Source organism: Streptomyces sp. NPDC031479 (genome assembly GCF_055581065.1).
Window position 1 is genome coordinate 51,916 of sequence record NZ_JBVIKC010000044.1, and the last position, 21,526, is coordinate 73,441.

General features: G+C 71.6%; 14 protein-coding genes. 7 read left to right on the plus strand and 7 right to left on the minus strand.

Annotated features, from left to right (window positions below; all coding sequences use genetic code 11):
• Positions 1 to 14 precede the first annotated feature (14 nt).
• From ACZ5D2_RS33145 to ACZ5D2_RS33175, 7 genes are all read right to left on the minus strand, one after another.
• Positions 15 to 734, minus strand: coding sequence for a PspA/IM30 family protein (locus tag ACZ5D2_RS33145; RefSeq protein ID WP_468934550.1), 720 nt, complete (start codon positions 732 to 734; stop codon positions 15 to 17).
• A gap of 135 nt (positions 735 to 869) precedes the next feature.
• Positions 870 to 2,969, minus strand: coding sequence for a TPM domain-containing protein (locus ACZ5D2_RS33150; RefSeq protein WP_468934553.1), 2,100 nt, complete (start codon positions 2,967 to 2,969; stop codon positions 870 to 872).
• A 43-nt stretch (positions 2,970 to 3,012) separates the two neighbouring features.
• Entirely contained in the window at positions 3,013 to 6,375 is a 3,363-nt protein-coding gene (locus ACZ5D2_RS33155; protein WP_468934556.1) for a protein kinase domain-containing protein, read from the minus strand.
• A 73-nt stretch (positions 6,376 to 6,448) separates the two neighbouring features.
• Complete coding sequence (locus ACZ5D2_RS33160) at positions 6,449 to 7,231, minus strand: succinate dehydrogenase/fumarate reductase iron-sulfur subunit (RefSeq protein ID WP_266842016.1); 783 nt, start codon at positions 7,229 to 7,231, stop codon at positions 6,449 to 6,451.
• Positions 7,228 to 9,132, minus strand: a complete 1,905-nt coding sequence (locus ACZ5D2_RS33165) for a fumarate reductase/succinate dehydrogenase flavoprotein subunit (protein ID WP_371676824.1) — start codon at positions 9,130 to 9,132, stop codon at positions 7,228 to 7,230. Before ACZ5D2_RS33165 ends, ACZ5D2_RS33160 begins: the two co-directional genes overlap by 4 nt.
• A gap of 1 nt (position 9,133) precedes the next feature.
• On the minus strand, positions 9,134 to 9,958 hold the full coding sequence (locus ACZ5D2_RS33170; protein WP_371676823.1) for a hypothetical protein: 825 nt from the start codon (positions 9,956 to 9,958) through the stop codon (positions 9,134 to 9,136).
• A 93-nt stretch (positions 9,959 to 10,051) separates the two neighbouring features.
• A complete protein-coding gene (locus ACZ5D2_RS33175; protein WP_356223164.1) occupies positions 10,052 to 10,273 on the minus strand; it encodes a hypothetical protein in 222 nt (73 codons plus the stop codon).
• A gap of 358 nt (positions 10,274 to 10,631) precedes the next feature.
• Between ACZ5D2_RS33175 and ACZ5D2_RS33180 the strand changes: the two genes are divergently transcribed.
• The 7 genes from ACZ5D2_RS33180 to ACZ5D2_RS33210 all read left to right on the plus strand — a co-directional run bounded on the left by ACZ5D2_RS33180 (position 10,632) and on the right by ACZ5D2_RS33210 (position 21,425).
• Entirely contained in the window at positions 10,632 to 13,004 is a 2,373-nt protein-coding gene (locus tag ACZ5D2_RS33180; RefSeq protein WP_468934561.1) for an ABC transporter family substrate-binding protein, read from the plus strand.
• 335 nt (positions 13,005 to 13,339) lie between these two features.
• The gene (gene typA, locus ACZ5D2_RS33185) at positions 13,340 to 15,244 is read left to right on the plus strand and encodes a translational GTPase TypA (protein WP_371676821.1); all 1,905 of its coding nucleotides are present in this window, start codon (positions 13,340 to 13,342) and stop codon (positions 15,242 to 15,244) included.
• Between the two features lie 448 nt (positions 15,245 to 15,692).
• Positions 15,693 to 17,315, plus strand: a complete 1,623-nt coding sequence (locus ACZ5D2_RS33190) for a peptide ABC transporter substrate-binding protein (protein ID WP_371676820.1) — start codon at positions 15,693 to 15,695, stop codon at positions 17,313 to 17,315.
• A gap of 93 nt (positions 17,316 to 17,408) precedes the next feature.
• A complete protein-coding gene (locus tag ACZ5D2_RS33195; protein ID WP_266842028.1) occupies positions 17,409 to 18,353 on the plus strand; it encodes an ABC transporter permease in 945 nt (314 codons plus the stop codon).
• Positions 18,346 to 19,311, plus strand: coding sequence for an ABC transporter permease (locus ACZ5D2_RS33200; protein ID WP_371676819.1), 966 nt, complete (start codon positions 18,346 to 18,348; stop codon positions 19,309 to 19,311). Before ACZ5D2_RS33195 ends, ACZ5D2_RS33200 begins: the two co-directional genes overlap by 8 nt.
• Positions 19,312 to 19,324: 13 nt before the next feature.
• Positions 19,325 to 20,380: an ABC transporter ATP-binding protein gene (locus ACZ5D2_RS33205; protein ID WP_371676818.1), complete on the plus strand. Its 1,056-nt coding sequence runs from the start codon at positions 19,325 to 19,327 to the stop codon at positions 20,378 to 20,380.
• On the plus strand, positions 20,373 to 21,425 hold the full coding sequence (locus tag ACZ5D2_RS33210; RefSeq protein ID WP_371676817.1) for an ABC transporter ATP-binding protein: 1,053 nt from the start codon (positions 20,373 to 20,375) through the stop codon (positions 21,423 to 21,425). Before ACZ5D2_RS33205 ends, ACZ5D2_RS33210 begins: the two co-directional genes overlap by 8 nt.
• Positions 21,426 to 21,526: the final 101 nt, after the last annotated feature.

The window sequence follows — 21,526 nt, forward strand, 5'->3', positions numbered from 1 at the left end:
GACGGCGCGGGGGACTACGCCGCCGTGCCTGCCTTGAGCGCGGCGAGGCGGGCCTCGACCTCCGAGGTCCTGCCCAGGTCCTCCAGCGATTCGAACTGGGCGTCCAGGGAGGAGGCGGCCAGCTCCTGCCTGCCCGTCGCCATCGCCTCCTCGCGGCGGACCTTCTCCTCGAAACGGTTGAGGTCGCTGGTCGGATCCATGACGTCGATGTTCTTGACCGCGTCCAGCATCGTGTTCTGCGCCTGCGCGGTCCTGGCGCGCGCCACCAGCTCGTCACGCTTGGCCTGGAGCTCCGTCAGCTTGCCCTTCATCGAGTCCAGGCCCGCCTTGAGCTTGTCCACCACCTCCGTCTGGGCGGCGATCACCGGCTCCGCCGTCCGCGCCTCCCTCTCCGACTGCAGCTGGCGGCCGAGGGCCACCTTGGCGAGGTTGTCGAACTTGTCGGCGTCCGGCGTGGACCCCGCCGCCCGCAGTTCGTCCGCCTTCCGGCTGGCCGCGAGGGCCTTGACGCCCCACTCGGCAGCGGCGTCCACGTCCTCCTTGTGGTCGGCCTCCAGCATCCGCAGGTTGCCGATGGTGGTCGCCACTGCCTGTTCGGCCTCCGAGATGTTGTTCGAGTAGTCGCGGATCAGCTGGTCGAGCATCTTCTGCGGATCCTCCGCCTGGTCCAGCAGCGCGTTGATGTTGGCCTTGGCGAGCTGGGTGACACGGCCGAGGATGGTCTGCTTGCTCATGACGGGTTTCTCCTGAAGGGGTCCGTGCGGCTCCGTGCGGGGCCTGTGGGGGCCGTGGGTCCGTGGGATCCGGGGGCCGTGGGGTCCGTGGGGGCCGTGGGGTCTGTGTCCTGGGTCCTGCGCCGCCGCGCGGCTTCAGAAGCGGCCGCCACCGCCCATCCGGCCCCGGGTGCCGCCCCCGCCGAACGACCCCGGGCCGCTGCCGCCGCCCCCGCCGAAACCGCCGCCCCGCCCGCCCCCGAAGCCCCCGCCGCCGCGCAGGATCTCGCCGAGGATGATCCCGCCGAGCACCGCCCCGCCCCGCCCGCCGCCGGAGCGCCGACCGGCGTACGGGTCCTGGTAGGCCCGTACGTCCTGCTCCGCCAGCTGCTGCGCCTGCCGCGCCATGGAGTCCGCCTGCTGCGCCTCCGCGAGGGCGCCCGCCGGGTCCTGGCCGGCCAGGGACGCCGACCGCTCCAGGTGCCGCTGCGCCTCCGCCAGCCGGGTGCGGGCCTGGCTGCCGACCGCGCCCCGGCTGGTGGTGACGTAGTCCGTCGCCGCGCCGATCGCACTGCGGGCCGACAGCAGGGCCTGGTCCAGCAGGGCCGCCGCCCGCTGCCGCCCGCCCTCCCGCTCGCGCGCCCCGGCCAGCGCCTCGTCCAGGGCGGCGTCGGCCTCCTCGATCCGGCGCAGGGCGTCGATCGGGTCGTAGCGGCCGGCCGCCTCCTCCCGGCGCACGTCGGCCAGGACGGACTCGGCCCGGCCGATCCGGCCCCGCAGGTCGCCGGTGGAGGAACCCTCCGCGGTACCCGTGAGCAGCCCGCGGGCGTCGGCCAGGTCGCCCTCCGTCTCGGTCAGGGCGCCCGGCAGCTTCCCGGCCGCCTCCGCCAGCTCCCGGGCCCGCCGCTCGACCGCGTCCACCAGGGTCGCCGCCTGGTCCACCGCGCCCTCCGCCGCCCGCACGTGCACGGCCGCCCTGCCGTTGTCCCCGGCGCCGACCGCCGTCCGCGCCTCGCCGAGACGGGTGGTCGCGAACAGCAGCCGGTCCTCGGCCTGCGCGGCGTTGGAGGCGACCGGCGCCGACGCCGAGTCCGCGTAGCGGCCCGCCAGCGCCGTCAGGGTCGCCTCGGCGACCGTCGTCCGCCCGCTCAGCGCGCCGAACCGCGCCTCCACCGCGGCCAGGGCCTGCGGGGCGTTCCTCTCCAGGTCCCGCAGGCGGTCGAAGTCCGCCGACTCCGCGTCGAGCCGCCGGTTCGCCTCCGTGCAGCGCGCCACGATCTCCTCCAGCATCCGCCGCCGCGTGGCGTCGTCCTCCGGGTAGGCGTCGTCCAGCTGCTGGCGCAGCCGGAAGGCGTGGGTCAGCTCGTCCTTGGCGTACTCGACGGCCCCGGTGAAGGCCGCCACCGCCTCCTCGCCGAACTGGGCCGTGGCGAAACCCAGTTCCTCGGTGCTGGTGCGGACCGCGTCATCGGTCTCCACCAGCAGCGCCTTGGCCCGGCCGTCCAGCTCCGGCAGCGGCGTCGGCTCCGCCCTGGCGCCGTCCCAGCCCGGATGGGCCGTCGTCGTACCGCGGCCGCCGCCCCCGCCGCGCTTGCGGCGCGTGTACGCGTACACCCCCAGGGCCCCGGCCGCGCCGACGACGACCACCGGCAGCACGAAGTCCCCGGCCCCGCTCCCGCCGCTCTGCCCGCCGCCGGGGTCGGGCTCGCCGGGCGTGATCGTCGGCACCGGGACGGGCTGCCCGCCGAGCACCGCGCCGTAGCCGTTGGCGGCACCGATGGCCGCGCCCGCCCAGTCGTTCTGCCTCAGGGCCGGCTCGATGGCGGTGCGGGCGACCGTCGCGAGCTGCTCCGGCGTGAAACCGGAGTCCACATCGGCCGAATAGGCGTACTGGCGGGCGCCCGTCGCCACCGCCAGCAGCACGTCGTTCCGGCCGAGGCCGTTCTTCTGCGCGGTGGCGTCCGCCCAGCTCTGCGCGGAACGGCCGGAGAAGTCGTGCACGTACGTGACGAACAGCTGGATCCGGTGGTCGGCGTACAGCCTGTCCAGCGCCGCCGCGACGGCGGGCTTCCGGTCGCCCAGCGCCCCCACGCGGTCGGTGATCTGCCCCTGCGCGGACAGGGTGACGGGATCCTCGGCCCGGGCGGGCGGCGCCCCGGCGACCCCCCACCCGCCGAACGCCAGCAGCGCGGCCGCGAGGGCCAGCCCGGTCCGTACGGATATCCCGGCGGTTGCCCGTGTTCTCGACGCAGTCACATTTGGGAGGGTATGGGGGCTTGCGTACCCACGCACCCGGAGCCTACGGGAGGGCGACGCCCGTCAACTCCGGGAGGGGGAGGGCCAGCGTGTCGGGGGTCAGGGCCGGCCGACGGCCGGCGAGCGCGGTGTGGTCCCACTGCCAGCAGGGCTTCCCCCCGTCCAGGTCCAGACCCGTCACGAACGGCGGCGCCGTACGGCCCAGCAGGCCGCGGCGTCCGCCGCGCAGCGACCTCACGTGGAGCACGCCCCGCCGCACGCCGAGCAGTTCGAGCGCGCAGCCGGGCCCGTCGTGCCGGGTCACCGGCCGCTGCCAGCGCACCGCGCCCGTCTCCGCGTCCAGCGCGAACACCACGTCCCAGCCCTGCTCCGCACGGTGGGCGGCCACGTACACCACCCCGTCCGCGGACAGCAGCCGGGCCGCCGGCGTGCCCGGGTCGAAGCGCCACAGCTCGTACCCCTTGCGCCGGTCCAGGGCGCGCACGACACCCCCGTCCAGCACGGGCACCGCCCCCGCCGGTACGTCCGGCACCGCCCGGCCCCCGCCCCCGGACCCGTACCCGCGGGGCCAGGACCACAGGGGCACCCCGCTCGGCAGGTGCAGCGCCCGCAGCTGCCGGCCGTCGCCGAGGACCAGGCACTCGCCCGCCACCGTCACCGTGCGCGGGCCGTCGCCCGCCAGCGGATGCCGCCAGGCCGGCTCACCGCTCGCCTTGTCCAGCGCGGTCAGCGCACCCTCCGACGCCCACAGCACCAGGCCTCCCGTCAGGGTGAGGGGCGCACCCGGGCGGGCCCGGTCCAGCTCCCGCCACCAGCGCACCCGCCCGTCCGAGGGCTCCCGCACCACGAGCCGCCCCCACGGCCCGCCACCCGACTCCACCACCACGCACACGCTGGCCGCGTCGGCCGCGCACCACACCCGCTCCGGCTCCGGCAGCGGCGGCGCCGCGACCCCCTCGTCGGACCAGGCCGTCCAGCGCGCCGCCCCGGTCGCCGCCCCCACGACACCCACCTCGGCGCCCGCCGTCCACACCACGGCGTCCCCGGCCGCGTGCACCGACTCCGGGCGGACCCCCGACCGCCACCGCTCCGTGCCGGGTCCGGCCGGCCGCGAGGGCCGTACCGGCAGCCGGGACTCCGGGCTCAGGGTCACCGCCACCCCGTGCGGCGGCGGGGTACCGGGATCGGACGCGGCCCCGGCCAGCCAGGGCGCGCCCGCCGTGCAGTCCCTGGCGATCCAGGCCAGCTCCCGCCCCCGCTCGGCGGCCCCGGCCAGCCCGCGCGCGGCGGCCGCCCGCTCCCGGGCGCCGGCCGGGCGGAGCACGGAGCCCCGGCCCCGGCCGTTCAGCTCCCGGGCGGCCTCCAGGGCCGCGCGGGCCGTGTCCACCTCCTCGTCGCCGGTGTCGGGGAGGTCCGGCCGGCGCGGGGCGTCCGCCCGCTCGCGCAGCCGCGCGGCGCCACCCTCGACGGTGTGCCGCGGGGCCTGCCCGCGCAGCCGGTCCGCGCGGCCCGCCACCAGCTCCGCGAGGGTCCGCTCCGCCGCGCCGAGGGCCTCGGCCGCGCCCGCCCGGTCCCCGACGGCGGAGCGCTCGCCGGCCACCCGGCACAGTGCCCGCACCCGGGCCCCGCCCGCCGGGACCCGGCCTGCCAGGCGCAGCGCGGCGGCCAGGTCGTGCCGGGCCACGGCCGTGACGGACTTCGACTCGGTGGCCGCGCGGACCGCGGCGCTCCTGATCCGGGCCAGGTAGCGCTCGGCGCGGGCGGGATCGGTGGGGGCGCTCGCGAGGACCGCGCGGGCCAGTACGGCCTCCTCGGCGGAGCTCCCCGCGAAGTGCCGCTCGGCCAGCCGGACACCGCGCTCCGGGGCCACCGCCGCGAGCTCCTCCGCCACCTTGCGCAGCCGGGCCGCGCGGGCGGGTCCGGACACCGTGAACAACGCCTGCTGCGCGTCGGTCAGCACTCGTTCGGTGCGGCGGGGGGCGTCCCGGGAGATCCGCCGGGCCAGCCCGGTCAGCAGGGCGGCGACGCGGGCGCCGTCGCCGTCCCCGTCGGTCCACGCCCAGAGCTCGGCGTCGTTCAGCAGCCGGCTCGCCAGGCCCGCGTCGAAGCGGGCCGCGGCCTCCGCCGCGAGAGCGAGCCCCTCGGTGCGGACGTCACCGGCGCCCGGCGGCAGGGAGACCAGCGTCTCCTCCGCCTCCAGCAGCAGTTCCCGTACGACCTCCCGCACGGCCTCCGGCAGCCCCGCGTCCCCGTCCCCGTCCGGCTCGGGCCCGGCCCCGCCCGCTTCCGGCCCGTCCAGGGTCTGCGCTACGTCGGCGGTCCCGTCCTGCCCCGGCCCGTCCGCGGCCTCCGGCACCTCGGCGGTCCCGTCCGCGTCCGGTCTGCCTCCGGACTCCGGCCCGCCGCCGGCCGTGGCCGGAGCCCCGGCCGGCACCTCGGCGCGGCCTTCGCCCGGGGCCGGTGCCCGCGTCCCGGTCCGCGTCCCGGTGCGCGTCCCGGAATCGATTCCGGCCGCCGTGCCCGCCACGGTGTCCCGGACGGCGACCGGCCCCCCGGCCCCGCCCCCCACCGCGGCCGGCACCGGCTCCGCCACCGGCAGGCCCCGCAGCGCCTTCGCCACCGCCTCCGCCGACTCCGGCCGGTCCGCCGGCGCCTTCGCCAGCAGCCCCAGCACCAGCCGGTCCAGCTCCCGGCTCACCGCCGCCCCGGCCTCGCGCAGCGACAGCGGGGCGTCCTCCACGTGCCGCCGCATCAGGACGTACATCGGCTCGGCCGATCCGAACGGCGGCTCCCCGCTCAGCAGTGCGTACAGCACGCACCCCAGCGCGTACAGGTCGCAGCGGGCGTCCACGTGCTCGCCCCGCCACTGCTCGGGCGCCATGTACGGCGGCGTGCCGAAGATCCGCCCCGTGACCGTCCAGCCCGCCGTCGCGTCCGCGGAGTGCGCGATGCCGAAGTCGCAGATCTTGAGCCGGCCGCCCGGCAGCAGGAAGAGGTTCCCCGGCTTCAGGTCCCGGTGGACCACCGCCCGTTCGTGCGCGGCGGCCAGCGCCTCGGCGGTCTGCGCCGCCAGGTCCACCGCGACGGCGGCCGGCAGCCCGCCCCGCTCCCGGGCCAGCACCGCCCCCAGGTCCTCTCCGGACAGCAGCTCCATCACGATGAACAGCCGGCCCTCGTGCCGGCCCACGTCGTGCACCACCGTGATGCCCGGATGCTGCAGGCGCGCCCCGATGGTGGCCTCCCGCCGGAACCGGGCGATCAGCTCCTCGTTCGTCGCGGCCTCCAGCAGCACCTTCACGGCCACCGCACGGTCGAGCTCCAGGTCGTGGCCGCGCCACACCTCGCCCATGCCCCCCGCGCCGAGCCGCCGGTCCAGCCGGTACCGGTCCGCCAGTCGATCCCCCACCCGCACCGCACAGCCCCCTGACGTCACGTCATCCGACGCTCACCCAGGGGGCATTGTGCAACCGCGAAGTGAACTACCGGGGGTCGGAATCCGAACGGCGGCGGATCCTGCTCCCCAGCCACACCAGAGGGTCGTACTTGCGGTCCACGGCCCGCTCCTTCAGCGGGATCAGGGCGTTGTCGGTGATCTTGATGCCCTCGGGGCAGACCTCCGTGCAGCACTTGGTGATGTTGCAGTAGCCCAGCCCGTGCTCCTCCTGGGCCGTGCGCTTGCGGTCCAGGCCCGCCTCGGCGGCCGCGTCCAGCGGGTGCATGTCGAGCTCGGCGACCCGCATCAGGAAGCGCGGCCCGGCGAAGGCCGCCTTGTTCTCCTCGTGGTCGCGCACCACGTGACAGGTGTCCTGGCACAGGAAGCACTCGATGCACTTGCGGAACTCCTGCGAGCGCTCCACGTCCACCTGCTGCATCCGGTACGCGCCCGCCGCGACCCCCTCCGGCGGCACGAAGGCCGGGACCTCGCGCGCCTTGGCGTAGTTGAAGGACACGTCCGTGACCAGGTCCCGGACCACCGGGAAGGCGCGCAGCGGGGTGATCGTGACCGTCTCGTCCCGCGCGAAGACGGACATCCGCGTCATGCACATCAGCCGGGGACGCCCGTTGACCTCCGCGCTGCACGAACCGCACTTGCCCGCCTTGCAGTTCCAGCGCACCGCGAGGTCGGACGCCTGTGTCGCCTGGATCCGGTGGACGATGTCCAGGACCACCTCACCGTCGTGCACCTCGACGGTGAAGTCCCTGAGCGATCCGCCCTCCGCGTCACCCCGCCAGACCCGGAAGCGTGCGTCGTAGGCAGTCATTCGCAGAGCTCCTCTTCGGCGAGGTACTTGGCCAGCTCTTCCTTCTCGAACAGGGCGAGCAGGTCCGGGCGGATGGGCTCGGTCCGGGTGCGGGTGAGGACGATCCGGTCGGCGGCCGGATCGGCGGGAGGCGGATCCGCCGGCCGGCACAGCAGGTTGACCGGACGCCACTCCCGCTCCATCGCGGGGCGGTCCTCCCGGGTGTGCCCGCCCCGGCTCTCCGTGCGCTCCAGGGCGGCGCGGGCCACGCACTCGCTGACCAGCAGCATGTTGCGCAGGTCCAGTGCCAGGTGCCAGCCCGGGTTGAACTGCCGGTGCCCCTCGACCCCGGCACGGGCGGCCCGCACGCGCAGCGCGGCGAGCCGCTCCAGGGCCTCGGCCATCTCGGCCTCCCGGCGGATGATGCCGACCAGGTCGTTCATGGTCGTCTGCAGCTCCTGGTGGAGCGTGTACGGGTTCTCGGCGCCCTCCGCCGCGTGGAAGGGGGCCAGCGCTTCGGCGGCCGCCGCGTCGATCTGCTCCTGGGAGACCGCCGGCCGCGCCCCGTCGGCGGCCGCGGCGTGCCCGGCCGCGTGCAGTCCCGCCCGGCGGCCGAAGACCAGCAGGTCGGACAGGGAGTTGCCGCCGAGCCGGTTCGAGCCGTGCATGCCGCCGGCCACCTCGCCGGCCGCGAACAGCCCCGGTACGCCGACGGTGGCGGCGGTGTCCGAGTCGACGGCGATCCCGCCCATCACGTAGTGGCAGGTCGGGCCGACCTCCATCGGCTCGGCGGTGATGTCCACGTCCGCCAGCTCCTTGAACTGGTGGTACATGGACGGCAGCCGCCGCTTGATCCTCTCGGCCGGCATCCGGGTCGACACGTCGAGGAAGACCCCGCCGTGCGGGGAGCCGCGGCCCGCCTTCACCTCGGAGTTGATGGCCCGCGCCACCTCGTCGCGGGGCAGCAGCTCGGGCGGACGCCGGTTGTGGTCCGGGTCCTCGTACCAGCGGTCGCCCTCCTCCTCCGACTCGGCGTACTTCTCCTTGAACACGTCGGGGACGTAGTCGAACATGAACCGCCTGCCCTCGGAGTTGCGCAGCACCCCGCCGTCGCCGCGGACGGACTCGGTGACGAGGATCCCCTTCACCGAAGGCGGCCAGACCATGCCCGTGGGGTGGAACTGCACGAACTCCATGTTCAGCAGCGGGGCCCCGGCGAGCAGCGCCAGCGCGTGGCCGTCGCCCGTGTACTCCCAGGAGTTGGAGGTGGTCTTGAACGACTTCCCGATCCCGCCGGTGGCCAGGACCACCGCCGGGGCCTCCAGTACGAAGAACCGCCCGCTCTCGCGCTCGTAGCAGAAGGTCCCCGAGACCCTCCGCCCCTCCTTCAGCACCCGGGTGACCGTGCACTCCTGGAACACCTTGAGGCGGGCCTCGTGGTCCCCGTACTCCTTGAAGTCCTCCTGCTGCAGCTGGACGATCTTCTGCTGGAGGGTGCGGATCAGCTCCAGGCCCGTCCGGTCGCCGACGTGCGCGAGGCGCGGGTACTCGTGGCCGCCGAAGTTGCGCTGGGAGATCCTGCCGTCGGGCGTGCGGTCGAACAGCGCGCCCCAGGTCTCCAGCTCCCAGACCCGGTCGGGGGCCTCCTTCGCGTGCAGTTCGGCCATCCGCCACTGGTTGAGGAACTTGCCGCCGCGCATCGTGTCGCGGAAGTGCACCTGCCAGTTGTCGTGGTCGTTGACGTTGCCCATGGAGGCGGCGATCCCGCCCTCCGCCATCACCGTGTGGGCCTTGCCGAACAGGGACTTGCAGATCACGGCCGTACGGGCGCCCCGCTCGCGCGCCTCGATCGCGGCCCGCAGCCCGGCGCCGCCCGCGCCCACGACGACCACGTCCCACTGCTGCCGTTCCACCTGTGCCATCTCAGAAGATCCTCGGGTCGGTGACGGTGCCGCTGGCCAGCAGGTACACGTAGAAGTCGCACAGGGCGACGCTGATCAGGGAGGCCCAGGCCAGCTGCATGTGCCGGGTGTTGAGCCGGCTCACCCAGCCCCAGAGGCGGTAGCGCACCGGGTGCTTGGAGAAGTGCTTCAGGCGGCCGCCCATGATGTGCCGGCAGGAGTGGCAGGAGAGCGTGTAGGCCCAGATCAGCACGATGTTGACGAGGAACAGCAGGGTTCCCAGGCCCATGTGGCCCCACGCGTAGTGCCCGTCGCGGAAGGTCAGCGCGGTGTCGTACGTGAGGATCCCGGCGACCGGCACCGCGAAGTAGAAGAAGTACCGGTGCGCGTTCTGCAGGATCAGCGGGAACCGGGTCTCGCCCGTGTACGAGGTGTGCGGCTCGGCGACGGCGCAGGCGGGCGGCGAGGCCCAGAAACCCCGGTAGTACGCCTTGCGGTAGTAGTAGCAGGTCAGCCGGAAGCCGAGCGGGAAGACCAGGATCAGCAGGGCGGGGGACAGGCCCCACCAGCTGCCGAAGAGGTCCAGGTTGGGGCCGCCGCGCATCGGGACGCAGTTCTCCGCCAGACAGGGCGAGTAGAACGGCGACACGTACGGGGCCGCGTAGTAGTCGGCGTTCGAGAAGGCCCGCCAGGTCGAGTAGACGATGAAGGCGAGCAGCCCCGCCGCGGTGCCGGCGGGCGAAAGCCACCACCGGTCGGTGCGCAGGTGCCGGGCCGCGATGGCGGCCCGGGAGGGGTCGTGGACCCCGCCGGGCCGCTGTCGGTGTGGTTCCGTGCCTGTGGCCAAAGGGGACTCCGGGTGGAGTGATGAGGGGTGGCCCAGGAGGCCCGGCCGGGGCGGCCGGGCCAGATGGGGAGTGCGCGGACGGCAGGGGGCGTGTCAGGGGGCGCGGCGGTCGCGGGCGCCGAGGCCCTCGTCGTCGGTGTCCGTCCACAGCGTGCTGTCGTACGGGGTGTCCGGGACGGATACCATCCGGCCCGCTTCGGGGGTCCTGGGAGCGGCCGGCGACTGTCGTGCGACGTCCTGCTCCAACCGCTCCACGGAGCGGACCAGCTCGTTCAGATTGCGTCGTACGGCCGTCAGATCGTCTTGCAGGGACATGACGTGACCTCACTTCCGCGGGTGCGGTGGCAACGCTTCCGGGCGCCTGCGAGTGTCGCGCCTCCCGTCCCCGGTTGTGAAGGGACGTGCAGCGATTCCGGGCGCGCAGGCGCGAACCGTGCGCCCCTCCCTGCCCCCATTTTCATCCCTCCCCCGGGGGAACGCGCGCCCGCGCGCAAGCCGGATTGGTCCGCACGGGTGGGGTTCGCGGCGTGGCGAGGGGCCGCTCCTGAGGAGCCGGGCGGCCGTCTATTTCAGTGGGATCCGGCACCAGTGTGATCAGCTCCATATACCGCCGAACGTGATCAAGACACCCCTCTTTCACGGCCACCCGCGCCCCGCCCCGGAGGTACCACCCATGACCCAGAGAACGCGCAGGTCCTTGGCGCTCCTCACCTCGGGAGTCCTTGCGCTGCCGCTCCTCGCGGGATGCGGGGCGGCCGAGGAGGAGGGCGGGCCGGCCGCCGCGGGACCGGACATCGCGGTCACGGCCCGCGACCGGGTCGCCGACGGCGGCGTCCTGCGCTGGGCGGTGGACTCCCTGCCGGACACCCTGAACACCTTCCAGGCCGACGCCGACGCCACCACCACCCGGATCGCCGGGGCGGTCCTGCCGCAGCTCTTCGTGCTGGACTCCAAGGGCCGGCCGGTGGCCAATCCCGACTACCTGGAGAAGGCCGAGGTCGTCGAGCGCGAGCCGAAGCAGGTCGTCCTGTACAAGCTGAACCAGAAGGCGGTGTGGAGCGACGGCCGCGAGATCGGCGCCCCCGACTTCGTCGCCCAGTGGCGGGCCCTGAACGGCAAGGACTCGGCGTACTGGACGGCCCGCAACGCCGGCTACGACCGGATCGAGAAGATCGAGCGCGGGAAGAACGACCTGGAGGTCAAGGTCACCTTCGCCAAGCCGTACGGCGACTGGCGCTCCCTGTTCGGCCCGCTCTACCCGAAGCAGGTCATGGGCACCCCGGAGGCCTTCAACGAGGGCGCGCGCGGCACCCTCAAGGTCACCGCCGGACCCTTCGGCCTCGGGGCCATCGACAAGAAGACCGGCACCGCGGCCCTGACCCGCAACCCGCGCTGGTGGGGCCGGGCCGCGAAGCTGGACACCCTCGTCCTGACGGCCGTGCCCCGGGCGGCCCGCCCGGCCGCGCTGGCCGCGGGGAAGATCGACCTGGCCGAGATCGACCGCACGGGCGCCGACCGGATCGCCCTCGCCCACCGCGACGCCGGCCAGGTCAACGGGGCGCACGGCCCCGCCGCCGACCTCACCCCGGCGCAGGCCACCCTCTCCTGGGCCCTCGCCCACGGCTCCGACGAGACCAAGGCGAAGGAGGAGCAGGAGAGCCGCGAGAAGAACGCGCAGGCCGTCAGGAAGTACGCCGACGAGCAGTCGGCGCTGCGTTCCTTCGCCGTCCGCAAGTCGCTGGAGCCCGCCTACACGCAGCTGGCCATGAACGGCGCCTCCGGCCCGCTGTCCGACGAGCGGGTCCGGCGGGCGGTGGCCCGCGCCCTGGACCGCAAGGAACTCACCGAGATCGTCCTGAAGCCGCTCGGCCTGCCCGCGGAGCCGGTCGGCAGCCACCTGGCCCTGGCCGGGCAGCAGGCGTACGCCGACAACAGCGACGCCCTCGGCGGCCTGGACCCCCAGGCGGCCCAGGCCCTGCTCTCGGACGCGGGCTGGCGCAAGAACGGCAAGCTCACCGACCCGGCGGGCGCCAAGGCGGGCTCCGAGAGCGACGGCAGCGGGAAGAAGGACGACTCCAAGACCCCCTCGGGCCCGGGCACCGGCAACGACGGCCTCTACATCGTCGGCCAGGACGACGGCCGGGGCGGTGCTCCCCGCCGCCCCGCCCACGACGGCCACGGCGCGCCCGCGGCCGCCGGTCTCCCCGAAGGCCCCGCGCAGGGCTTCGACGGGGAGATCGTCGACGCGGACCGGTTCGCGCCGGGCGCCCCCAAGGAACAGCCCTCCCCGGTGCTGGCCCCCGGCTCCCTCGCCGCCCAGCAGGAGGAGGCGCTGCTGACCCAGGCCCGGACCCTCGACGACGCCAAGCGCGCGGCGGCCGACGCGGACGGGCGGGCGGAGAACGGCGCCGACGACAAGGAGCCCGTGCGGGCCACCCCGGCCCCCGCCCCGGCCAAGCAGGCCGCCCGCACCTCCGGCGCCGTCCTCGCCAAGGACGGCAAGCCCCTCACCCTGCGCTTCGTCCTCCCGGCCGGGCCCGGCTCGGAGGCCCTGCGGACGGTCGGCGACCGGATCTCCCGGATGCTCCAGACGATCGGTGTCGCCACCGAGATCAAGAAGGTCGCGGACGAGAGCTTCTTCAAGGACCACGTGGCCTCGGGCCAGTACGACCTGGCGCTCTACTCCTGGCCCGCGACGGCCTACCCCGCCACCGACGCCCGCCCCATCTTCGCCAAGCCGGAGCCGGCCGCGGACGGCTCGCTCGTCGTCGAGCAGAACTACACCCGGGTGGGCACCGACCACATCGACCAGCTGTTCGACCAGGCGGCCGGTGAGCTGGACGAGGAGCAGGCCCGCGAGCTGATGCGCAAGGCGGACGCCCGTATCTGGGCCGCGGCCGGTTCCATCCCGATCTACCAGCGCCCCGAGCTGGTCGCCGTGAAGCCCGGTCTGGCCAACGCGGGGGCGTTCGGGCTCGGGGCGCCGCGGTACCAGGACATCGGCTGGATGAAGCCGCCCACCGAGAAGGACGCGAAGAAGAAGTAGTCGCGCCGAACAAGTGGTGAAAAAGCGGGGCCTGGCAGGTTGACCCACGGGTCACTAGCTCAGATGTGACTCAATTCCCTTGCCCGCCGGATCCCCGGCGGGCAAGGTCGTTGATACCCATTGACCCGCAGGAACACAGGCTCCTCCCACGGCCGGGACACCCCACCCCGAACCCGGCCGCGCTCAGTCGTCCGGCCTCTTGACAGACCCCCCGGCAGGCGGTTCCCGCCAACCGACGTAGGATGGGGTAAGGCCGTGGCAGGTTTTCCGCCCGGCCGAGGCGCGCGTGCCAGGCCGTACGTGACGCCATCCACGATCCCGGGAGAAGCGCCGAAGTGCCCACGCGCCACGACATCCGTAACGTCGCCATCGTCGCCCACGTCGACCATGGCAAGACGACCATCGTCGATGCCATGCTCAAGCAGGCCGGTGCCTTCGCCGCCCACCAGCACCTCGACGACCGCATGATGGACTCGAACGACCTGGAGCGTGAGAAGGGCATCACGATCCTCGCCAAGAACACGGCGGTGAAGTACCACCCCAAGGACGGCGGGGCCCCGATCACGATCAACATCATCGACACCCCCGGCCACGCCGACTTCGGTGGTGAGGTCGAGCGCGGTCTGTCGATGGTGGACGCCGTCGTTCTGCTGGTGGACGCCTCCGAGGGTCCGCTGCCCCAGACCCGCTTCGTCCTGCGCAAGGCCCTGCAGGCGAACATGCCGGTCATCCTCTGCATCAACAAGACGGACCGCCCGGACTCCCGGATCGACGAGGTCGTCAACGACACGTACGACCTCTTCCTGGACCTGGACGCCACCGAGGAGCAGATCGAGTTCCCGATCGTCTACGCCTGCGGCCGTGACGGCGTCGCCTCGCTGACCAAGCCCGAGGACGGCACCGTCCCCGCGGACAGCGACAGCCTGGAGCCGTTCTTCTCCACCATCCTGGAGCACGTCCCCGCCCCGGTGTACGACGACGAGGCCCCCCTCCAGGCCCACGTCACCAACCTGGACGCCGACAACTTCCTCGGCCGCATCGCGCTGCTCCGCGTCGAGCAGGGCGAGCTGCGCAAGGGCCAGACCGTCACGTGGATCAAGCGTGACGGCACCCAGTCGAACGTCCGCATCACCGAGCTGATGATGACCGAGGCGCTCACCCGCAAGCCGGCCGAGGTGGCGGGCCCGGGTGACATCTGCGCGGTCGCCGGTATCCCCGACATCATGATCGGCGAGACCCTGGCCGACCCGGAGAACCCGATCGCGCTTCCGCTGATCTCGGTCGACGAGCCGGCGATCTCCATGACCATCGGTACGAACACCTCCCCGATGGTCGGCCGTGGCGGCAGCGGCAAGGGCGCGGACGCCAAGTCCGCGGTCAAGGACCGCAAGGTCACCGCCCGCCAGGTCAAGGACCGCCTGGACCGCGAGCTCATCGGTAACGTCTCGCTGCGCGTGCTGGACACCGAGCGTCCGGACGCCTGGGAGGTCCAGGGCCGTGGTGAGCTCGCGCTCGCCATCCTGGTCGAGCAGATGCGCCGCGAGGGCTTCGAGCTGACCATCGGCAAGCCGCAGGTCGTCACGCAGGAGATCGACGGCAAGGTGCACGAGCCGGTCGAGCGCATGACGGTCGACGTCCCCGAGGAGCACATGGGTGCGGTCACGCAGCTCATGGGCGTCCGCAAGGGCCGCATGGACAACATGTCGAACCACGGCTCCGGCTGGGTCCGCATGGAGTTCGTCGTCCCGTCGCGCGGCCTCATCGGCTTCCGTACGGAGTTCCTGACGAACACCCGCGGTACGGGTATCGCCCACTCGATCCACGAGGGCCACGAGCCGTGGTTCGGCCAGCTGGTCACCCGTAACAACGGCTCGCTGGTCGCCGACCGCGCCGGTTCGGTCACGCCGTTCGCGATGATCAACCTGCAGGAGCGCGGCGTCCTGTTCACCGAGCCCGGCACCGAGGTGTACGAGGGCATGATCGTCGGCGAGAACTCGCGCTCCGACGACATGGACGTGAACATCACCAAGGAGAAGAAGCTCACCAACATGCGTGCGGCTTCCGCGGACAACACCGAGAACGTGGTGCCGCCGCGCAAGCTCTCCCTGGAGCAGTCCCTGGAGTTCTGCCGCGACGACGAGTGCGTCGAGGTGACCCCGGAGGCCGTCCGCATCCGCAAGGTCGTCCTGGACCAGAAGGACCGCTCGCGCACCGCTTCGCGCGCCAAGTCCGCCAAGTAGTACACGAGTCGGAGCCCGGCCGTACCCCAGCCGGACACTGACCGAGAGCCGTACGGCTTGAAACAGCCCCTCCCCGCACCGGACCGGTGCGGGGAGGGGCTGTTCGCTTTTGTCAAGCGGATTGTTTCATTCTGGTGTCCGCATTCCGAGCGTGACACTCCGGAAGGTGAGCTAACCGTCCGTTTCGCACGTGTCTGTCTCCTATCCGTTTGTCCGGATTTCGGGTTTTCGCCATGCGGTGATGTTGTGAAAACGAGACCACTTAAGTGTGGTTTACGGTCTGGGCGTCCCTGAGGATGGCTCCATTGAGCTCGGGTCAATGGGTCACACGCTGTGGGGAGCGTCGACTCACGAGCACACACGATGGGACCGGATTTCGCTGTCAGGGGTGTCAGCGGAACCCGGGTCCTTCACGAATCGACAGTGACTCCTGAGGAGGCAAATACCCATGCGCGGAGCAACGAGCGCCAAGTGGGTCGCGGGTGCCGTCATCGTGGCGATGGCTGCCACGGCTTGCAGCACCAGCAAGGACGAGGCCGGCGGCAAGGGCGGCAACATCACGGTGGTGCTCGGCGAGCCGCAGCACGGCCTGGTCGGTCAGAACACCGCCGAGTCCGAGGGCGCCGAGGTTCTCCACGCGCTCTTCACCGGTCTGGTCGACTACGACAACAAGACCAACGAGCCGAAGCTGGCCGCCGCCGAGTCGATCAACACGACCGACTCGAAGACCTGGACCATCAAGGTCAAGGACGGCCTCACCTTCCACAACGGTGAGAAGGTCGACGCCCAGTCCTTCGTCCGCGCCTGGAACTGGGGCGCCAACCAGGACAACGCCGCCGAGGGCATGCCGTTCTTCGCCAAGATCGAGGGCTCCGAGGAGCTCGCGCCGGGCAAGGACAAGAAGCCCACCTCCAAGGAGCTCAAGGGCCTCAAGGTCGTTGACGAGCGCACCTTCACCGTCACGCTGAAGGAGCCGTTCTCCCAGTTCAAGACGATGCTGGGCTACAACGCCTTCTACCCGCTGCCGAAGGCCTTCGAGACCGACGGCGCCAAGAAGTTCGGCGAGAGCCCGATCGGCAACGGCCCCTTCCAGATGGACGGCGCCTGGGACCACAACAAGCAGATCAAGGTCAAGCGGTACGACAAGTACCCGGCCGAGGGTCGCGCCAAGCTCGCGGGCGTCACCTTCAAGATCTACGACAACCTGGACACGGCGTACAACGACCTGCGTTCGGACAACATCCAGATCGTCGACAAGCTCCCGATCTCGGCGATGGCCACCGTCTCCCAGGAGTTCGGCGACCGCTACATCTACAAGCCCGAGTCGGCCGTCGGCTACATCGGTCTCCCGCTGGAGCAGAACCCCGAGGCGTTCGGCAAGGTGGAGATCCGTCAGGCCATCTCCATGGCCATCGACCGGGACGCCATCACGAAGACCATCTTCAACGGCACCCGCAAGCCGGCCGACGACTTCATCAGCCCCATCATCCCGGGCTACCGCAAGGGCGCACTGGGCGAGGTCGGCACCTACAACCCGACCAAGGCCAAGGAGATCTTCGAGAAGGCCGGCGGTCTCCCCGGCAACAAGATGGAGCTCGGCTACAACGCCGACGGTGGCCACAAGGAGTGGATCGAGGCCGTCGCCAACCAGCTGAAGGCGAACCTCGGCATCGAGGTCACCGCCAAGCCGTTCGCCAAGTTCGGCGAGCTGCTGGACGACCTGGGCGCCTCGAAGTACAAGGGCGCGTTCCGTATGGCGTGGTCCATGGACTACCCGGCGGCGGAGAACTACCTCCGTCCGGTGTTCTCGAAGGTCGCCATCGAGAACGGCTCCAACTACGGTCACTACAAGAACGACGAGTTCGAGAAGACCATGGCGGAGGCCGACAAGGCCACCGACCCCGCCGAGGGTCTGAAGCTGTACCAGAAGGCCGATGACATCATCATCAAGGACCTTCCGTACATCCCGATCTTCACCTACATGTCTTCTTCGGCCTACTCCAAGTCCGTGAAGAACGTCGAGGTCGACGCCCAGGGCCGCATGGACCTGGCGAACGTCGAGCTCAACTAACACCCCTCTTCACGTAGGGGAACCCGGGGGCGGGCAGGCGGAATCAGGTTTCCGTCTGCCTGCCCTTTCCCCCTGTTCTTTGCTGGAGGTCTGATGGGCCGCTACCTCATCCGCCGACTCATACAGGCGATCCCTGTTCTGATCGGTGCCACGTTCCTGATCTACTGGCTGTCCTTCAAGCTCCCCGGTGACCCGATTCAGGCACTGGCCGGAGAGAAGAAGGCAGACCCGCTCGTCGCGGCGATGCTTCGCGAGAAGTACCACCTCAACGACTCGTTCCTGTCGCAGTACTGGAACTACATTTCCAACCTGTTCCAGGGCAACTTCGGCGAGACCCTGACCGGACGATCCGTCTGGGACAAGATCACCGAAGCCTTCCCCTACACGATGAACCTGGCGATCGTGGCCTTCCTGATCGAGGCCGTCGTCGGCGTCCTGGCCGGCATCATGGCCGCCCTGCGCCGCGGCAAGTTCCTCGACCAGCTCGTGCTCCTGTCCACGCTCCTGGTCATCTCGATCCCGGTCTTCGTGAGCGGCTTCATCCTTCAGCTGACGCTCGGCGTCCAGCTGAAGAACAGCTGGGGCATCGACTTCTTCCCCGTCTCCTTCAACGAGAACGACGGCATCCGCGCCTACCTGCTCCCGGCCCTGGTGCTCGCCTCGACCTCGCTCGCGTACGTGGCCCGACTGACCCGTACCAGCCTGATGGAGACGATGCGCGCCGACTACGTCCGCACCGCCACCGCGAAGGGCCTGCCCCGCCGCCGTGTCGTGGGCCGTCACGCGCTGCGCAACGCGCTCATCCCGATCGTCACCTTCCTCGGCGCCGACCTCGGCTCGCTCATGGGTGGCGCGGTCATCACGGAGAAGATCTTCAACATCCACGGGATCGGCGGCCTGCTGGCCGAGTCGGTCTACCGCAAGGAAGGCACCGTGATCGTGGGCGTCGTCTCGCTCCTGATCATCGTGTACCTGGTCGCCAACCTGATCGTGGACATGCTGTACGCCGTGCTCGACCCGAGGATCCGCTATGCGTGAGACAACTACGGTGGGGGACGAGTTGACCGACACCAAGACCGCCGGCGCGCCCTCCACGAGCGGCACGGTCGGCAACACCCCCGGCAAGAAGGCGAAGAAGGAGCGCGAGGCCAGCCTCTGGTCCGACGCCGTCTCCGACCTCCGCCGCAACCCCATCTTCCTGATCGGCTCCGCGCTGGTCCTGCTGCTGATCGTGCTCTCCGCGGTCCCGCAGTGGTTCACGCCGGACAGCCCGTTCACGGCCGGCGCCTGCCAGCTCCAGGACTCCCTGAAGAAGCCGAGCGCCGACCACTGGTTCGGCTTCGACGTCCAGGGCTGCGACGTCTACACGCGCACCGTGTGGGCGGCCCGCAACTCGATCATCGTCGGTGTCGTCACCACCACCCTGGTGATCGTCGTCGGCGGCGCGCTGGGTCTGCTGGCCGGCTGGGTCGGCGGCATCGTCGACAGCCTGCTCTCCCGCTTCACCGAGATCTTCTTCGCCATCCCGCTGCTCCTCGGCGGAATGCTGATCATGTCCGGCCTCGGCAAGGGCAACGCGTGGACCGTGTCCATCGTGCTCGCCACCCTGGGATGGCCGCAGATCTTCCGCATCATGCGGTCCTCGGTGCTGCAGAACAAGAACAACGACTACGTGGTCGCGGCCCGCGCCCTCGGTGCCGGCACGTGGCGCATCACCATGCGCCACATCCTGCCGAACGCCGTCGCCCCCGTCATCGTGGTCGGTGCGATCAGCCTCGGTGTGTACATCGGTGCGGAGGCGGCGCTGTCCTACCTCGGCATCGGTGTCCAGCCCCCCGGCATCTCCTGGGGCCTGATGGTCAGCGACGCCTCCGTCCGCTGGCTCCAGGCGCCGCACGTGCTCCTCTTCCCGGCCGCCGCGCTGAGCATCACCGTGCTCGCGTTCATCATGGTCGGCGACGCGGTGCGCGACGCCCTCGACCCGAAGCTGCGCTGAGGAAGGGCGTACGTTGACCACTATCAGCAAGACCTCGAACGTCCCCGCGCCCCGTTCGGCGCCGGAGGGGACCCCCCTGCTCGAAGTGCGCGACCTGCACGTCGAGTTCCACACCCGCGACGGCGTCGCCAAGGCCGTCAACGGTGTCTCGTACTCGGTGAACGCCGGCGAGACCCTCGCGGTCCTCGGCGAGTCCGGCTCGGGCAAGTCCGTGACGGCGCAGGCCATCATGGGCATCCTCGACATGCCCCCGGGCAAGATCCCGCAAGGCGAGATCCTGTTCCAGGGCCAGGACCTGCTCAAGCTCCCGGCCGAGGACTTCCGCAAGATCCGCGGCCAGAAGATCGCCATGATCTTCCAGGACGCGCTGTCCTCGCTGAACCCCGTGCACACGGTCGGCGCCCAGCTGGGCGAGATGTTCCGCGTGCACCGCGGGATGTCGAAGAAGGACGCCACGGCCAAGGCCGTCGAGCTCATGGACCGGGTGAAGATCCCCGCCGCCAAGGCGCGCGTGGGCGACTACCCGCACCAGTTCTCCGGCGGTATGCGCCAGCGCATCATGATCGCCATGGCGATGGCCCTGGAGCCCGACCTGATCATCGCCGACGAGCCGACCACGGCCCTCGACGTGACGGTCCAGGCCCAGGTCATGGACCTGCTCGCGGAGCTCCAGCGCGAGATGAACATGGGCCTGATCCTGATCACCCACGACCTCGGCGTCGTCGCCGACGTCGCGGACAAGATCGCCGTCATGTACGGCGGCCGGATCGTCGAGAACGCCCCGGTCCACGAGATCTACAAGCGTCCCGCGCACCCGTACACCCGCGGTCTGCTGGACTCGATCCCGCGCCTGGACCAGAAGGGCCAGGAGCTCTACGCGATCAAGGGCCTCCCGCCCAACCTGCTCAACATCCCCTCGGGCTGCGCCTTCAACCCGCGCTGCCCCAAGGCGCAGGACGTCTGCCGCACCGACGTGCCCGTCCTGCACCAGGTGACCGAGCGCGACGGCAGCGAGCTGCCCGGCCGCGGCAGCGCGTGCCACTTCTGGAAGGAGCAGATCCATGGCTGAGCTCACCGAGAACGCCCCCGAGCGCGAGCCGATCCTCCAGGTCCGCAACCTGGTCAAGCACTTCCCGCTGACCCAGGGCATCCTGTTCAAGAAGCAGGTCGGCGCGGTCAAGGCCGTCGACGGGATCTCCTTCGACCTGTACCGGGGCGAGACCCTCGGCATCGTCGGCGAGTCCGGCTGTGGCAAGTCCACCGTCGCCAAGCTGCTGATGAACCTGGAGCGGGCCACCGCCGGCGAGGTCTTCTACAAGGGCCAGGACATCACCAAGCTGTCCGGCCGCGCCCTGAAGGCCGTCCGCCGCAACATCCAGATGGTCTTCCAGGACCCGTACACCTCGCTGAACCCGCGCATGACGGTCGGCGACATCATCGGCGAGCCCTTCGACATCCACCCCGAGGTGGCTCCCAAGGGCGACCGGCGCCGCAAGGTCCAGGAACTCCTGGACGTCGTGGGCCTCAACCCCGAGTACATCAACCGCTACCCGCACCAGTTCTCCGGCGGCCAGCGCCAGCGCATCGGCATCGCCCGCGGCCTCGCGCTCAACCCGGAGATCATCATCTGCGACGAGCCGGTCTCCGCGCTCGACGTGTCGGTGCAGGCGCAGGTCATCAACCTGATGGGGAAGCTGCAGGACGAGTTCAACCTCTCCTACGTCTTCATCGCGCACGACCTCTCGATCGTCCGGCACATCTCGGACCGCGTGGGCGTCATGTACCTGGGCAAGATGGCCGAGATCGGCTCCGACGCCGAGATCTACGAGCACCCCACCCACCCGTACACGCAGGCCCTGCTGTCCGCGGTGCCGGTGCCGGACCCCGAGGTCCGCGAGGCCCGCGAGCGCATCATCCTCACCGGTGACGTCCCCTCGCCGGCCAACCCGCCGTCGGGCTGCCGCTTCCGCACCCGCTGCTGGAAGGCCGAGGACAAGTGCGCCACGGAGGAGCCGCTGCTGGCGATCCCGACGCGCTTCCAGGGCGTGAACACCCCGGCCGCCCACGAGTCGGCGTGCCACTTCGCGGAGGAGAAGGCCGTCCTGGCCGTCTGACCCCCTCCGTACGCTCGTCCCGGGGGGGGGGGGGGGGGGGGGGGGAGGGGGGAGAGGGGGGGGGGGGGGGTTTTTTTTTTGGGGGGGGGAGGGGGGGGGGT

What these genes read in the sequence shown, in the direction of transcription:
- ACZ5D2_RS33145 (WP_468934550.1), bottom strand. Translation starts at nt 734, where the DNA reads ATGAGCAAGCAGACCATCCTCGGCCGTGTCACCCAGCTCGCCAAGGCC.
- ACZ5D2_RS33160 (WP_266842016.1), bottom strand. Translation starts at nt 7,231, where the DNA reads ATGACTGCCTACGACGCACGCTTCCGGGTCTGGCGGGGTGACGCGGAG.
- ACZ5D2_RS33165 (WP_371676824.1), bottom strand. Translation starts at nt 9,132, where the DNA reads ATGGCACAGGTGGAACGGCAGCAGTGGGACGTGGTCGTCGTGGGCGCG.
- ACZ5D2_RS33175 (WP_356223164.1), bottom strand. Translation starts at nt 10,273, where the DNA reads ATGTCCCTGCAAGACGATCTGACGGCCGTACGACGCAATCTGAACGAG.
- ACZ5D2_RS33180 (WP_468934561.1), top strand. Translation starts at nt 10,632, where the DNA reads ATGACCCAGAGAACGCGCAGGTCCTTGGCGCTCCTCACCTCGGGAGTC.
- ACZ5D2_RS33190 (WP_371676820.1), top strand. Translation starts at nt 15,693, where the DNA reads ATGCGCGGAGCAACGAGCGCCAAGTGGGTCGCGGGTGCCGTCATCGTG.
- ACZ5D2_RS33195 (WP_266842028.1), top strand. Translation starts at nt 17,409, where the DNA reads ATGGGCCGCTACCTCATCCGCCGACTCATACAGGCGATCCCTGTTCTG.
- ACZ5D2_RS33200 (WP_371676819.1), top strand. Translation starts at nt 18,346, where the DNA reads ATGCGTGAGACAACTACGGTGGGGGACGAGTTGACCGACACCAAGACC.
- ACZ5D2_RS33210 (WP_371676817.1), top strand. Translation starts at nt 20,373, where the DNA reads ATGGCTGAGCTCACCGAGAACGCCCCCGAGCGCGAGCCGATCCTCCAG.